General features: G+C 62.1%; 15 protein-coding genes and 1 tRNA gene. 12 read left to right on the forward strand and 4 right to left on the reverse strand.

Annotated features, from left to right (window positions below):
• Nucleotides 1-24 precede the first annotated feature (24 nt).
• The 3 genes from N8H22_RS04110 to trxB are packed head-to-tail and all read right to left on the reverse strand — an operon-like array spanning nt 25 to nt 2,446.
• Nucleotides 25-732, reverse strand: coding sequence for an arginyltransferase (locus tag N8H22_RS04110; RefSeq protein WP_264589359.1), 708 nt, complete (start codon nt 730-732; stop codon nt 25-27).
• A 39-nt stretch (nt 733-771) separates the two neighbouring features.
• A complete protein-coding gene (gene aat / locus N8H22_RS04115; RefSeq protein ID WP_264589360.1) occupies nt 772-1,452 on the reverse strand; it encodes a leucyl/phenylalanyl-tRNA--protein transferase in 681 nt (226 codons plus the stop codon).
• A gap of 46 nt (nt 1,453-1,498) precedes the next feature.
• Entirely contained in the window at nt 1,499-2,446 is a 948-nt protein-coding gene (trxB, locus tag N8H22_RS04120; protein WP_264589361.1) for a thioredoxin-disulfide reductase, read from the reverse strand.
• 150 nt (nt 2,447-2,596) lie between these two features.
• Between trxB and ftsK the strand changes: the two genes are divergently transcribed.
• The 6 genes from ftsK to cysG all read left to right on the forward strand — a co-directional run bounded on the left by ftsK (nt 2,597) and on the right by cysG (nt 10,344).
• A complete protein-coding gene (gene ftsK / locus N8H22_RS04125) occupies nt 2,597-5,068 on the forward strand; it encodes a DNA translocase FtsK (protein WP_264589362.1) in 2,472 nt (823 codons plus the stop codon).
• A gap of 17 nt (nt 5,069-5,085) precedes the next feature.
• Complete coding sequence (gene lolA / locus N8H22_RS04130; RefSeq protein ID WP_264589363.1) at nt 5,086-5,712, forward strand: outer membrane lipoprotein chaperone LolA; 627 nt, start codon at nt 5,086-5,088, stop codon at nt 5,710-5,712.
• A 70-nt stretch (nt 5,713-5,782) separates the two neighbouring features.
• Nucleotides 5,783-7,108 carry a replication-associated recombination protein A gene (locus N8H22_RS04135; RefSeq protein WP_264589364.1) on the forward strand — a complete coding sequence of 442 codons (1,326 nt, stop codon included), beginning with the start codon at nt 5,783-5,785 and terminating at the stop codon, nt 7,106-7,108.
• Nucleotides 7,105-7,479 carry a fluoride efflux transporter CrcB gene (gene crcB, locus N8H22_RS04140; RefSeq protein ID WP_264589365.1) on the forward strand — a complete coding sequence of 125 codons (375 nt, stop codon included), beginning with the start codon at nt 7,105-7,107 and terminating at the stop codon, nt 7,477-7,479. Before N8H22_RS04135 ends, crcB begins: the two co-directional genes overlap by 4 nt.
• A gap of 72 nt (nt 7,480-7,551) precedes the next feature.
• Nucleotides 7,552-8,832, forward strand: coding sequence for a serine--tRNA ligase (gene serS / locus N8H22_RS04145; protein ID WP_264589366.1), 1,281 nt, complete (start codon nt 7,552-7,554; stop codon nt 8,830-8,832).
• 123 nt (nt 8,833-8,955) lie between these two features.
• Nucleotides 8,956-10,344, forward strand: coding sequence for a siroheme synthase CysG (cysG, locus tag N8H22_RS04150; RefSeq protein WP_264589367.1), 1,389 nt, complete (start codon nt 8,956-8,958; stop codon nt 10,342-10,344).
• Between the two features lie 58 nt (nt 10,345-10,402).
• On the opposite strand, the gene N8H22_RS04155 is transcribed toward cysG, so the two are convergent.
• Nucleotides 10,403-10,492 (reverse strand) — tRNA-Ser (locus N8H22_RS04155).
• Between the two features lie 124 nt (nt 10,493-10,616).
• On the opposite strand from N8H22_RS04155, the gene N8H22_RS04160 reads away from it, so the two are divergent.
• The 6 genes from N8H22_RS04160 (at nt 10,617) to N8H22_RS04185 (ending at nt 13,740) form a co-directional block, all read left to right on the forward strand.
• Nucleotides 10,617-11,285 carry a Bax inhibitor-1/YccA family protein gene (locus N8H22_RS04160; protein ID WP_264589368.1) on the forward strand — a complete coding sequence of 223 codons (669 nt, stop codon included), beginning with the start codon at nt 10,617-10,619 and terminating at the stop codon, nt 11,283-11,285.
• An 89-nt stretch (nt 11,286-11,374) separates the two neighbouring features.
• Nucleotides 11,375-11,767, forward strand: a complete 393-nt coding sequence (gene tusD / locus N8H22_RS04165; protein WP_264589369.1) for a sulfurtransferase complex subunit TusD — start codon at nt 11,375-11,377, stop codon at nt 11,765-11,767.
• Entirely contained in the window at nt 11,767-12,126 is a 360-nt protein-coding gene (gene tusC / locus N8H22_RS04170) for a sulfurtransferase complex subunit TusC (RefSeq protein WP_264589370.1), read from the forward strand. Before tusD ends, tusC begins: the two co-directional genes overlap by 1 nt.
• On the forward strand, nt 12,126-12,428 hold the full coding sequence (gene tusB / locus N8H22_RS04175) for a sulfurtransferase complex subunit TusB (RefSeq protein WP_264589371.1): 303 nt from the start codon (nt 12,126-12,128) through the stop codon (nt 12,426-12,428). The genes tusC and tusB overlap by 1 nt, the downstream gene beginning before the upstream one ends.
• Nucleotides 12,425-12,760, forward strand: a complete 336-nt coding sequence (locus N8H22_RS04180; RefSeq protein ID WP_264589372.1) for a TusE/DsrC/DsvC family sulfur relay protein — start codon at nt 12,425-12,427, stop codon at nt 12,758-12,760. Before tusB ends, N8H22_RS04180 begins: the two co-directional genes overlap by 4 nt.
• Nucleotides 12,757-13,740, forward strand: a complete 984-nt coding sequence (locus tag N8H22_RS04185) for a glycosyl transferase family protein (RefSeq protein WP_264589373.1) — start codon at nt 12,757-12,759, stop codon at nt 13,738-13,740. The genes N8H22_RS04180 and N8H22_RS04185 overlap by 4 nt, the downstream gene beginning before the upstream one ends.
• The last annotated feature ends 66 nt before the right edge of the window (nt 13,741-13,806 follow it).

The raw sequence follows: 13,806 nt of genomic DNA on the forward strand, positions 1-13,806 counted from the left end.
AAATGGGCGGATGAGCCAAGGGCTTCAGCTGAGCGTCACCCAGCGTTGATTGACTAACAGTTCGATGGGGCGGTATTCGGTCTTGTAGTTCATCTTCCGGCAGTTCTTGATCCAGTACCCTAGATAGACAGCTTTCAGGCCGAGCCGATGCGCCTCGCCGAGCTGCCACAGAATGGCATAGCGGCCCAAGCTTCGGCGCTCTTCCGCGGGGTCGTAGAACGTGTACACGGCCGACAGACCATTGGGCAGCACGTCGGTGACCGCCAGGGCCTTCAGGCGGCCGAGAAGGCGGAACTCGTAGAAGCGGCAAAATGATAGGTCGCGAACCAGAAAGGTATTGAACTGGTCGCGACTCGGCGGGTACATGTCACCGTCGGCGTGGCGCTTCTCAATATAGCTAGCGTAGAGCGCGTAGTACTCTTCGGTGAAAATGGGTCTGACGGCCCTGACCTGCAGATCGGCATTTCGTTTGAGAATGCGTTTTTGCTGGCGGTTCAGACTGAAGCCGTTGGCTGGAATGCGTGCCGGAATGCAGGCAGAGCAGCGCTGGCAATGAGGGCGATACAGATGATCGCCGCTGCGGCGGAAGCCCATCTCCGAGAGCTCCGCATAGACCTGCACATCCATCGGCTGGCTGGGATCGAGAAACAGGGTGGTGGCCTGCTCGTCGGGCAGATAACTGCATGGATGCGGCTGAGTAGCGTAGAACTTGAGGCGAGCCAGTGAAGTCATGGTCAACTCTCGCAAATCATGCGATCAGTGTAGGCCAGCTTAGGCGCTCCAGTCGGCACGATTGGGGCGATCCAGATGATCTGCTAGTGCTTTCGCGAAGGTGGAGCGGGGGATTGCTCGAGCACCGAAATTGGCCAGGTGGTAAGTGGGCATCTGGCAATCAATCAGCTCGAACCCCCAGCTTTGCAGGCGTTCCGCCAGCGTGACAAAACCTACCTTGGAGGCGTCGGTGGCTCGGCTGAACATGGATTCACCGAAGAATAGGCAACCGATCGCCAATCCATACAGGCCGCCGACCAGCTCGTCGTTGCGCCAGACTTCAACGGAATGGGCGATGCCCATGTCGTGTAGTTTGCTGTAGGCCAGCTGCATCGTATCGGTGATCCAGGTACCGTCGGCATAGCTGCGAGGGGCTGCGCAGCCCTTTATGATTTCTGTGAACGCTTGATCGAACGTAACCCGGTAGACACCTTGCCGCATACGCTTGCGTAGGCTGCGAGAAACATGCAATTCCTGTGGATATAGCACAGTGCGCGGATCAGGCGACCACCACAGCAGCGGTTGCCCCTCTTGGTACCATGGAAAACAGCCGTGACGATAGGCGGCGAGCAGGCGTTCCGGGCTCAGGTCACCACCGGCAGCGAGTAATCCATTAGGTTCGCGCAGCGCCTTCTCCAGGGGGGGGAATGCGAGCGAGTCGCGTTGCAGCCAGGTCAACATATCGCTATGCCGAAGGAGGGGCGGGTGGCAATCACCCGCCGAATGGTTAGACGTCTAGGTACTTTTCGGCATCCAGCGCAGCCATGCAGCCGGCGCCGGCAGAAGTGATCGCCTGACGATAGACGTGATCTGCCACGTCACCGGCAGCGAACACGCCTGGGATGCTGGTGCAGGTTGCATCACCGTCGCCGCCGCCCTTGATCTTCAGGTAGCCATCCTTCATGTCCAGCTGTCCCTGGAATAGGTCGGTGTTGGGCTTGTGGCCGATGGCAATGAATACGCCGGCCAGATCAAGCTGCTTCTCCTCTCCCGAAAGGGTGCTTTTCAGGCGCACGCCAGTGACGCCGCTGGCGTCGCCAAGGACCTCCTCGAGAGTGTGGTTCCAGTGCAGGCGAATGTTGCCGTTGGCGGCCTTCTCCATGATCTTGTCCTGCAGGATCTTCTCCGAGCGCAGCTTGTCGCGGCGATGGATCAGATGTACTTCCTTGGCGATGTTGGACAGATAGAGGGCTTCCTCCACGGCGGTGTTGCCGCCGCCGATCACGGCTACCACCTGATTGCGATAGAAAAAGCCATCGCAGGTCGCGCATGCAGAAACTCCGCGTCCGGAGAATGCCTCTTCCGAAGGCAGGCCGAGGTATTGCGCGGACGCTCCGGTGGCGATGATCAGCGCGTCACAGGTGTAGGTGCCGCTGTCACCCTTGAGGGTAAAAGGGCGCTGCTGCAACTCCGCGGTGTGAATGTGATCGAAGACGATCTCGGTATCGAACCGCTCGGCGTGCTTTTGCATGCGCTCCATCAGGGCAGGGCCGGTGAGGCCTTCGACATCGCCTGGCCAGTTATCCACTTCCGTGGTGGTGGTGAGCTGGCCGCCCGGCTGGATACCGGTGATCAATACTGGCTTGAGATTGGCGCGCGCAGCGTAGACCGCGGCGGTATAACCAGCCGGACCCGAGCCAAGAATGATCAGACGCGAATGCTTGACTTCACCCATAAAAAGCCCTCATAAGCCTTTGTTGCGAATAGAGAAGCGTGCTCCAGTCGAGCCGCGCCGGGAAAACTGGCGTTTATGCTACACCGAAGCATCGCCAAAAGCCCAAGCCGGCGCGGAACCGGCATGCGATCGAACCGACAAACCCGTACAATGCCGAGGTTCTGGCAGACTACGGTTCATCGAGCGCGCCGCAGGCGCAGGAAATACAGCGTTTTGAAGAATTCCTCCTCTACCGCGCCAGCGGCCGTCTGGCGCCAGCAATTGCATTACCGCCTGAAGGAGGGTGCCCTGATCGCCCTGGGTGCCCTGTGTGCCTATCTCTGGATGGCGTTGCTTACTTACGATCCCTCCGATCCAGGCTGGACTCACACCAGCAATGTCCAGCAGGTGCAGAACGCCGCTGGTCGCGCTGGCGCCTGGTTCGCCGATGTCCTGTTCATGGCGCTGGGCTATTTCGCCTACCTATTCCCGCTGCTGCTGGGTATCAAGACCTGGCAGGTGTTCCGAGCGCGCCACGAGGCCTGGCGTTGGAACGGCTGGCTGTTCTCTTGGCGCCTGATCGGGCTGGTATTCCTGGTCCTCTCCGGTTCTGCGCTGGCTTACATTCATTTTCAGTCGGCGGATGGCTTGCCAGCTTCGTCCGGTGGCGCGCTGGGCGAAAGCCTGGGACGGCTCGCGGAAGCGGCGCTGAATGTCCAGGGCAGTACATTGCTGCTGTTGGCTTTCTTCCTGTTCGGGCTGACCGTGTTCACCGATTTGTCTTGGTTCAAAGTGATGGACCTGACCGGCAAGATCACGCTCGATCTGCTCGAGCTGATCCAGAGTTTCTTCAGCCGCTGGTGGTCCGCGCGCGCCGAGCGCAAGCAGATGGTGGCCAAGCTGCGTGAAGTGGACGATGTGGTCAGTGAAGTCGCCGCGCCGATGGTGCGCGATCGCAATGAACAGGCGCGGGTCAAGGAGCGCCTGATCGAGCGCGAAGAAGCGCTGACCAAGCACATGAGCGAACGGGATAAGCGCGTCGCACCGGTGATCGCGCCGCCGCCACCGCCGAAAGCCAGTGAGCCGAGCAAGCGCGTGCTGAAGGAGAAACAGGCCAACCTGTTCGTCGATCCGCTGATCGAAGGCAGCCTGCCGCCGATCTCCCTGCTCGATGCGGCCGAGAAACAGCAGAAGCAGTACTCGCCAGAGTCGCTGGAGGCAATGTCGCGACTGTTGGAAATCAAGCTGAAGGAGTTTGGCGTCGAGGTCATCGTCGAGTCGGTTCATCCCGGCCCCGTGATCACCCGTTTCGAGATTCAGCCGGCGGCGGGCGTCAAGGTCAGCCGAATCTCCAACCTGGCCAAGGACCTCGCGCGCTCTCTTGCGGTGATCAGTGTGCGCGTGGTCGAGGTGATTCCGGGCAAAACTACCGTGGGTATCGAGATTCCCAACGAGGATCGCCAGATCGTGCGCTTCTCCGAAGTGCTGTCGTCGGCGCCTTACGACGATGCCAAATCCCCGGTTACCCTAGCTCTCGGTCACGATATCGGCGGCAAGCCGGTGATCGCCGACCTGGCGAAGATGCCGCACCTGCTGGTGGCTGGTACTACCGGTTCCGGTAAATCGGTGGGGGTCAACGCAATGATCCTGTCGATTCTGTTCAAGTCCACGCCGGAAGAGGCGCGACTGATCATGATCGACCCGAAGATGCTCGAACTGTCGATCTACGAAGGCATCCCGCATCTGCTCTGTCCAGTCGTTACCGACATGAAGGAAGCGGCCAATGCGCTGCGCTGGAGCGTCGCCGAAATGGAGCGGCGCTACAAGCTCATGGCTGCCATGGGCGTGCGCAACCTTGCCGGGTTCAATCGCAAGATCAAGGATGCCGAAGAAGCTGGCACGCCGCTGAGTGATCCGCTGTTCCGTCGCGAAAGCATGGATGACGTGGCGCCGCTGCTGAAGCCGCTGCCGACCATCGTGGTGGTGGTGGACGAATTTGCCGACATGATGATGATCGTCGGCAAGAAGGTCGAAGAGCTGATCGCACGTATTGCCCAGAAGGCGCGGGCGGCAGGTATCCATCTGATCCTCGCGACTCAGCGTCCATCGGTGGATGTGATCACCGGTTTGATCAAAGCCAACATTCCGACCCGTATGGCGTTTCAGGTTTCGAGCAAAATCGATTCACGCACGATCCTCGATCAGGGCGGCGCCGAGCAGTTGCTCGGTCACGGTGACATGCTCTATCTGCCGCCCGGCACCGGTCTACCGATTCGCGTGCATGGCGCCTTTGTCTCCGATGACGAAGTACACCGTGTGGTCGAGGCCTGGAAGGCGCGCGGCGCGCCGGATTACATCGAGGAAATTCTCGTCGGTGGCGAAGACTCCGGCGGCGGCTTCGATGGTGGCAGTGGTGGCGAAGGTGGTGGCGAAGGCAGCGAGGAGGATCCGCTGTACGACGAGGCCGTACGCTTCGTCACCGAAAGTCGCCGCGCATCGATTTCCGCCGTGCAGCGCAAACTGAAGATCGGCTACAACCGCGCCGCCAGGATGATCGAAGCCATGGAAATGGCCGGCGTGGTGACATCCATGAATACCAACGGCTCGCGCGAGGTCATCGCGCCGCCGCCTATGCGCGATTGAATCGCTTCGAGGGCTACATGCAATTGATCCGTCTGCTGTGTGCATCTGTCCTGCTGGTTGCCCTGGCTCCGGCTCACGCCGACCAGGCCGCCTCAACCAAACGTCTGACCGGCCTGTTGAACCAGGCTGAAACCCTGACTGGTCGCTTCTCGCAGCTTTCGCTCGATGGCAGCGGCACACAGCTGCAGGAAACCTCCGGCGAGCTGGCGCTCAAGCGCCCCGGCCAGTTCCGCTGGCATACGGACGAGCCGATGGAGCAGCTGCTGGTTTCCAATGGCGAGAAGGTCTGGTTGTACGACCCGGATCTCGAGCAGGTCACCATCCAGAAGCTCGACCAGCGCCTGACGCACACGCCGGCGCTGCTGCTCTCCGGTGACGTCTCCACCATCAGCGAGAACTTCGAGGTCTCTCACAAGGAGGCGGGCGACGTGGTCGACTTCACCCTCAAGCCCAAGGCCAAGGACACACTGTTCGACAATCTGCGTCTGTCGTTCCGCGGCGGTGTGATCAACGACATGCAGCTGATCGACAGCGTCGGTCAGCGCACCAATATCCTGTTCATGGGCGTGAAGATGAATCAGCCGCTGAAGGCGGATCTGTTCACCTTCGAAATTCCCGAGGGCGCTGACGTCATTTCCGAGTGATCTTCATCTGACATTCGTATCAGACGGCCTGCGCAGCGGCGGGCCGCTGCAATCGAGGTAACCGTCCGCAATGGACCTGTTCAGTCGCGAACCTGTCGCCCAACCCCTTGCCGCGCGTCTGCGTGCAGCCAGCCTTGACGAGTACGTCGGGCAGGAGCACCTGCTCGCGCGCGGCAAGCCGTTGCGCGAGGCGCTGGAGCAGGGCGCGCTGCACTCCATGGTGTTCTGGGGGCCGCCCGGGGTTGGTAAGACCACTCTGGCGCGGCTCCTGGCAAAAGTCTCCGATGCCCATTTCGAGACGGTTTCCGCCGTGCTTGCCGGGGTCAAGGAGATTCGCCAGGCGGTAGAAATCGCCAAGCAGCAGGCCGCCCAGTACGGACGGCGCACCATTTTGTTCGTCGATGAAGTGCATCGCTTCAACAAGTCCCAGCAGGACGCGTTCCTGCCTTACGTCGAAGACGGCACGCTGATCTTCATCGGTGCGACCACCGAGAACCCCTCCTTCGAACTCAACAACGCGTTGCTTTCGCGCGCCCGCGTCTACGTGCTGAAAAGCCTCGACGAAGCGGCGCTGCGCAAGCTGGTCGCCCGTGCGCTGAGCGATCCGAAAGGGCTGGGTGACCAGCATCTGGAGCTGCCGGAAGAGAGCTTCCAGATGCTGCTGGCTGCTGCCGATGGCGACGGGCGCCGACTGCTCAATCTGCTGGAGAACGCCTCCGACCTGGCCGAGCAGGGCGGAGTCATCAGCACCGATCTGCTGCAGGATCTGTTGGGCGACAGCCGTCGCCGTTTCGATAAGGGTGGTGAGGCGTTCTACGACCAGATTTCGGCACTGCACAAGTCCGTGCGCGGCTCCAATCCCGACGCGGCACTGTACTGGTTCGCGCGCATGCTCGACGGCGGCTGCGACCCGCTGTACATCGCCCGGCGTGTCGTGCGTATGGCCAGCGAAGAGATTGGCAATGCCGACCCGCGCGCGCTGCCGCTGTGCCTGAACGCCTGGGACGTGCAGGAACGGCTGGGCAGCCCGGAAGGGGAACTGGCCGTGGCGCAGGCGATCGTCTATCTCGCCTGCGCGCCGAAGAGCAACGCGGTCTACGCCGCCTTCAAGGCAGCGATGCGTGACGCGGCGGAGAACGGCTCGCAGGAAGTGCCGCTGCATCTGCGTAATGCGCCGACCAAGCTGATGAAGGAACTGGGCTACGGCAATGAATATCGCTACGCCCATGACGAGCCGGACGCCTATGCCGCCGGTGAGGATTATTTCCCCGAAGCGATGGAGCCGCGGCGTTACTACCATCCGGCCCCACGGGGACTGGAAAGCAAGATTCGCGACAAGCTGGAACACTTGGCACGACTCGATCGTGAAAGCCCCATCCAACGGAGAAAGGGATGATCCGCATGGCCTTCGCCGTCGCCTGTGGTGGCGTGATCGGCACGTTACTGCGCTTCGCGCTCGCTACCTGGGTCAGCGCCCAGTGGCCACGGCATTTCTATCTGGCGACCCTGGCGGTGAACCTGCTGGGCTGCCTGCTGATCGGCTATCTCTATGCAACCTTTCTCGCCCGACCGGACATTTCGCCCGAGCTGCGCGGCGCGCTGATCATCGGCTTTCTTGGCGCACTGACGACTTTCTCCAGCTTCTCCCTGGATGCACTGCGTCTGCTGGAAAGCGGCCAGCTGGCCACGGCGTTCGCCTACGTCGGCGGCAGTGTGCTTGGTGGCCTGCTGGCGGCCTGGACGGGTCTGGCGCTCGCCAGGTTATGAACCGACGCCCGTTCACAGTAAACTTCGCTCCCTCTTCGCCCTTCATCCAAGCTTTCACAGACGAGACCCACCATGCTTGATTCGAAACTGGTACGCACTCAGCTACAGGAGGTGGCGGCCCGCCTGGCCACCCGTGGCTACCAGCTGGACGTTGCGCGCATCGAGGCGCTGGAAGCCCAGCGCAAGGTCGTGCAGACCCGCACCGAGCAACTCCAGGCCGAGCGTAACGCGCGCTCCAAATCCATCGGCCAGGCCAAGCAGCGCGGTGAGGACATCGCGCCGTTGCTTGCCGATGTGGATCGCATGGGCAGCGAACTCGAATCCGGCAAGCAGGAGCTGGACCGCATCCAGAGTGAGCTGGACCAGCTGATGCTGAGCATCCCCAACCTGCCGCACGAGTCCGTGCCGGTCGGTGCGGACGAGGACGAGAACGTCGAGGTTCGCCGCTGGGGTACGCCGAGGACCTTCGACTTCCCGGTGCAGGATCACGTCGCCCTGGGCGAGCAGCATGGCTGGCTGGACTTCGAGACGGCGGCCAAGCTCTCCGGCGCCCGTTTCGCCCTGATGCGCGGACCGATCGCTCGCCTGCATCGCGCGCTGGCGCAGTTCATGATCGACCTGCACACCCGAGAACACGGCTACGAAGAGGCCTACACGCCTTATCTCGTACAGGCTCCGGCGTTGCAAGGCACCGGTCAGCTGCCGAAATTCGAGGAGGACCTGTTCAAGATCAGCCGTGAAGGCGAGGCGGACTTCTACCTGATCCCGACCGCCGAGGTGTCGCTGACCAACATCGTTGCCGGCGAAATTCTTGATGCCAAAGAGCTGCCGCTGAAGTTCGTCGCCCACACGCCGTGTTTCCGCAGCGAGGCCGGCGCGTCGGGTCGCGATACCCGCGGCATGATCCGTCAGCACCAGTTCGACAAGGTCGAGATGGTGCAGATCGTCGAGCCGTCCAGATCCTTCGAGGCGCTGGAGGAGCTGACCGGTAACGCCGAGAAGGTGCTGCAGCTGCTGGAACTGCCTTACCGCGTGCTATCGCTGTGCACCGGCGACATGGGCTTCGGTGCGACCAAGACCTACGACCTGGAAGTCTGGGTGCCGAGCCAGGACAAGTACCGCGAGATTTCTTCCTGCTCCAACTGCGGTGACTTCCAGGCGCGGCGCATGCAGGCGCGCTATCGCAATCCGGAAACCGGCAAGCCGGAGCTCGTGCATACGCTCAACGGTTCGGGGCTAGCGGTCGGTCGTACGCTGGTCGCGGTGCTGGAGAACTACCAGCAGGCCGACGGCCGTATTCTGGTGCCCGAGGTGCTGAAGCCGTACATGGGCGGCATCGAAGTCATCGGCTGAGACTTCAGCGCGCTGCGTCAACGCGGTCCTGGCATCAGACCGGATCCTTGATCCTCGACAAGGGGCATCGCGGCCGTAATGGCTGTGATGCCCATACCTCAAACGACCTCCCAGGATTCGCCCATGGAATACCTCCCGCTGTTCCACAACCTCAAGGGCCGTACGGTGCTTATCGTCGGTGGCGGCGATATTGCGCTGCGCAAGGCTCGGCTGCTGAGCGAAGCTGGAGCACGGCTGCGGGTGGTCGCGCCGAGCATCGAGGCGCAACTAGTCGAGCTGGTAGAGGCGGGCGGTGGCGAGTGTCTAGATCGTGGCTATGACCCGCAGGATTTGCAGGGCTGTGTGCTGGCCATCGCGGCTACCGATGACGAGCCGCTGAATGCCTCGGTGTCGCAGCACGCCAGCGCGCTGGGTATGCCGGTCAACGTAGTCGACTCGCCGCAGCTCTGCAGCGTGATCTTTCCCGCCATCGTCGATCGTTCGCCGCTAGTGATTGCGGTTTCCAGTGGGGGCGACGCACCGGTGCTGGCGCGGTTGATCCGCGCGCGTATCGAGACCTGGATCCCAGCGGTTTACGGACAGCTGGCTGGACTGGCGAAACAATTCCGTGCGCAGGTGAAAGCAAAGTTCTCCGACGTGCAGCAGCGGCGGGTGTTCTGGGAAGAAACGTTTCAGGGGCCGATTGCCGAGCAGGCGCTGGCCGGTCGGACCGCCGAGGCCGAGCGTCTGCTGGCCGAGAAGCTCGCTGGTGCGGCGCCAAAGGCGCTGGGCGAGGTCTATCTGGTCGGCGCCGGCCCAGGTGATCCTGACCTGTTGACCTTCCGCGCCTTGCGCCTGATGCAGCAGGCCGATGTGGTGCTCTACGATCGCCTGGTCGCTCCGGCGATCATCGACCTGTGCCGACGCGATGCCGACCGCATCTACGTAGGCAAGCAGCGTTCGGACCATGCCGTACCGCAGGAACAGATTAACCAGCAGCTCGTGGAACTGGCCAAGCAAGGCAAGCGCGTGCTGCGGTTGAAGGGCGGCGACCCGTTCATCTTCGGCCGCGGCGGTGAAGAAATCGAAGAGCTGGCGGCTCACGGTGTGCCGTTCCAGGTCGTGCCGGGCATCACTGCGGCCAGCGGTTGCGCGGCTTACGCGGGTATCCCGCTGACCCATCGTGATCATGCCCAATCGGTGCGCTTCGTTACCGGCCATCTCAAGGACGGTACCTGCGATCTGCCCTGGGAGGAACTCGCCGCGCCGGCGCAGACGCTGGTCTTCTACATGGGCCTGGTCGGGCTGCCGGTGATCTGCCGCGAACTGGTGGCCCATGGCTGCAGCGCGCAGACGCCTGCTGCGCTGGTGCAGCAGGGGACGACGAGTAAGCAGCGCGTGTTTACTGGCACGCTGGCCGATCTGCCGGAGCTGGTCGCCCGGCATGAGGTCCAGGCGCCGACGCTCTTGATCGTTGGCGAGGTGGTGCGATTACGGGAAAAACTGGCCTGGTTCGAAGGCGCCCAACCCTGACGGCAAGTGCCGTAGAAATGAAAAAGCCCCGGATTACCGGGGCTTTTTGCTATGCAGATGGCGGAGGCGGTGAGATTCGAACTCACGGAAGAGTTTCCCCTTCGGCGGTTTTCAAGACCGCTGCCTTCAACCACTCGGCCACACCTCCGCATAAAGCGGGCGCCATAGTACCGGATCGAAACACACTGTCAAACACTGTTAAGCAAACAGGTGCTGGGGCTCTGCTATAGTCCCGGGCAAATTGTCTCAGCCTCATCCACGGGAGTGTCGCCATGCACGAACACGAATACGCGCTTAGCCACACACAGGTCGAACAGCGCGAAGTCAGCAAAGTCCTGCGCAATACTTATGGCCTGTTGGCCATGACGCTGGCCTTCAGTGGCCTTGTTGCGTACCTCGCGATGCAGGCCAACGCCGCGTATCCGAACATCTTCGTGGTACTGATCGGCTTCTACGGTCTGTTTTTCCTTACCGTCAAGCTGCGCAATTCAGCTTGGGGACTGGTTTCCACCTTTGTCCTGACCGGATTCATGGGGTACACCCTGGGCCCGGTGCTGAACATGTACCTCGGGTTGAGCAATGGTGGTGAGCTGATCACCTCGGCATTGTCGATGACGGCACTAGTGTTCTTCGGGCTGTCTGCCTATGTGCTGATCACTCGCAAGGATATGAGTTTTCTCAGCGGCTTCATTACCGCAGGCTTCTTTGTCCTGCTGGGCGCGATGCTGGTCGGCTTCTTCTTCCAGATCACCGGGCTGCAGCTGGCGATCAGCGCCGGTTTCGTGCTGTTCTCCTCGGCCTGCATCCTGTTCCAGACCAGTGCGATCATCCACGGTGGCGAGCGCAACTACATCATGGCCACCATTGGTCTGTTCGTTTCGCTGTACAACCTGTTCCTCAGCTTGCTGCAGCTGCTGGGCATTTTCGGTGGCGACGACTGATCACCGGCAGATCGATAAGGCCCGCTTCGGCGGGCTTTTTCGTTTTGGCAGCTCGCGTATCATGTCGCTCTGCAATCGACTGGTGAGCCATGAAATTCGCGATCGCCCTGTTTTCTCCTCCTCATGCGCCGGCCTCGCGCCGGGCGCTGCGCTTTGCCCAAGCGGTGCTCTCCGGTGGGCATGAGATCGTCCGTCTGTTCTTCTATCAGGACGGTGTGCACAGTGCCTCGGCCAATGTCGTGACCGCGCAGGACGAGCTGGATATCGCCGCAGAGTGGAGCCGCTTCATTGCTGCGCAGCAGCTAGATGGCGTGGTCTGCATCGCGGCTGGCCTGCGGCGTGGCGTGCTGGACGAGCAGGAAGCGCGGCGCTATGGACGGTCTGCCGCCAACCTCGCCGCGGGCTGGGAGCTATCCGGGCTCGGCCAGTTGCATGAAGCCGCGCAGCAGGCCGACCGTCTGATCTGCTTCGGAGGCGACTGATGGCTCGTTCGATGCTGATCATCAGCCGTCAATCGCCCTGGTCGGGACCAGGCGCCCGCGAGGCGTTGGACATTGTGCTCGCGGGTGGTGCATTTGAATTGCCGCTGGGCCTGCTGTTTCTCGATGACGGGGTGCTGCAGCTCATCCCTGATCAGCAGGCCGCGTGTCTGCAGCAGAAAGATCTGAGCGCCAACCTGCAGGCATTGCCGCTGTTCGGCGTCGAGGCACTCTATGCCGCCTCGCGCAGTCTCGTTGAACGCGGGCTGGATGGGCAGCCGTTGAGCCTGCCGGTGGAGCTGCTCGACGATGCCGCTCTGCGTGCCCTCATCAACCGCTACGACCATGTGATCACTATCTGATGGCGACCCTGCACCTGCTCTCCGATTCTCCCTTCGCGAGCGACCGCTTTGCCAGTTGCCTGCCGCTGCTCGGCGACGGCGATGGCCTGCTGCTCTGCGGCGACGCCGTCTACGCACTGCGCGGCGCCACGGCCCAGCGCCGCCAGCTCGAACAGCTGGCGCCGGGCATTGCACTGCACGCACTGGCCGAGGATGTCGAGGCACGCGCGCTTGGTGATCTGCCCGAACGTGTCGTGCTGCTGGATTATCCGGGCTTCGTCGAGCTGTGCTGTCGATTCGAGCGGGTCAACAGCTGGCTATGAACACCCTGAACGTGGATGGTCGCAGTATTGCTCTGGACGACGACGGTTATCTGCGCGATCTCGTCGAGTGGAACGAAGCCGTGGCGAGTGCCCTGGCCGAGCAGGAAGGCCTGGCGCTCGAAGCCGATCATTGGGAGATCATCCACCTGCTGCGCGCGTTCTATCACGAGTTCCAGCTGTCGCCTGCCACGCGCCCGCTGATCAAGTATGTCGCACTCAAGCTGGGGCCTGAAAAGGGCAACAGTCTGCACCTCAACCGCCTATTCAAAGGCACCCCGGCCAAGCTGGCAGCCAAGCTGGCGGGGCTGCCCAAACCGAGCAATTGCCTATGAGCCTCACCACCCCTGAAGAGCATCCATTCGCCGTTTTCGTGCGCATCCTCGGCAAGGGCAAGCGCGGCGCGCGCGGCCTGACTCGTGAGGAGGCGCGCGAGGCGATGGGCATGTTGCTCGATGGCCGCGTCGAGGATGCCCAGCTCGGCGCTTTTCTCATGCTGTTGCGCCACAAGGAGGAGAGCGCCGAAGAGCTGGCCGGCTTCACCGACGCGGTGCGCGCGCGTATCGGCGAGCAGGGCATTACCGTGGATCTCGACTGGCCGAGCTATGCCGGCAAGAAGCGTCACCTGCCTTGGTACCTGCTTGCCGCCAAATGCCTGGCCGGTAACGGTGTGCGCATCCTGATGCACGGCGGTGGTGCGCATACCGCCGGACGCCTTTACAGCGAACAGTTGCTCGATTTGCTGGGCATCGCGCGTTGCGAGAGCTGGGGTGAGGTGGGCGCCGTGCTCGAACGCGACCGTCTCGCGTTCATCCCGCTCGGCACCTGGATGCCGGTGCTGCAGCGCATGATCGACCTGCGCAATGTGCTCGGCCTGCGTTCACCGATCCATTCGCTGGCGCGAATCCTCAACCCGCTCAACGCGCGCTGTGGTTTGCAGAGCATCTTCCATCCCGGCTATCAGGACACCCACCGCGAGGCCAGTCGCCTGCTCGGTGATCATGCCATCGTGATCAAGGGCGAGGGCGGGGAGATCGAGATCAACCCGGACAACATCTCCCACCTGTATGGCACCACCGCAGGCGATGCCTGGGACGAGGAGTGGTCGGCGCTGTCGACTCAGCGCCATGTCAAGCCAGCGGAGCTGGAGCCGCAGCATTTGCTCGACGTCTGGCGCGGCACCGCCGCCGACGCCTATGGCGAGCTGGCGGTGACGGCAACGATGGCCCTGGGCCTGCGGGGGCTCGGGTACTCGCGCGATGAAGCCTTCGAGCTGGCCAGCCGTTATTGGGCGCAGCGCAACTTATCGAACTGACGGATCGATTCAAGCAACCTTTCGGGCACATCGATCGAACGATCATCCCTAGAGTGCTTTCTAGTT

This window comes from Stutzerimonas sp. S1 (assembly GCF_025966695.1).
Classification (GTDB): Bacteria; Pseudomonadota; Gammaproteobacteria; order Pseudomonadales; family Pseudomonadaceae; genus Stutzerimonas.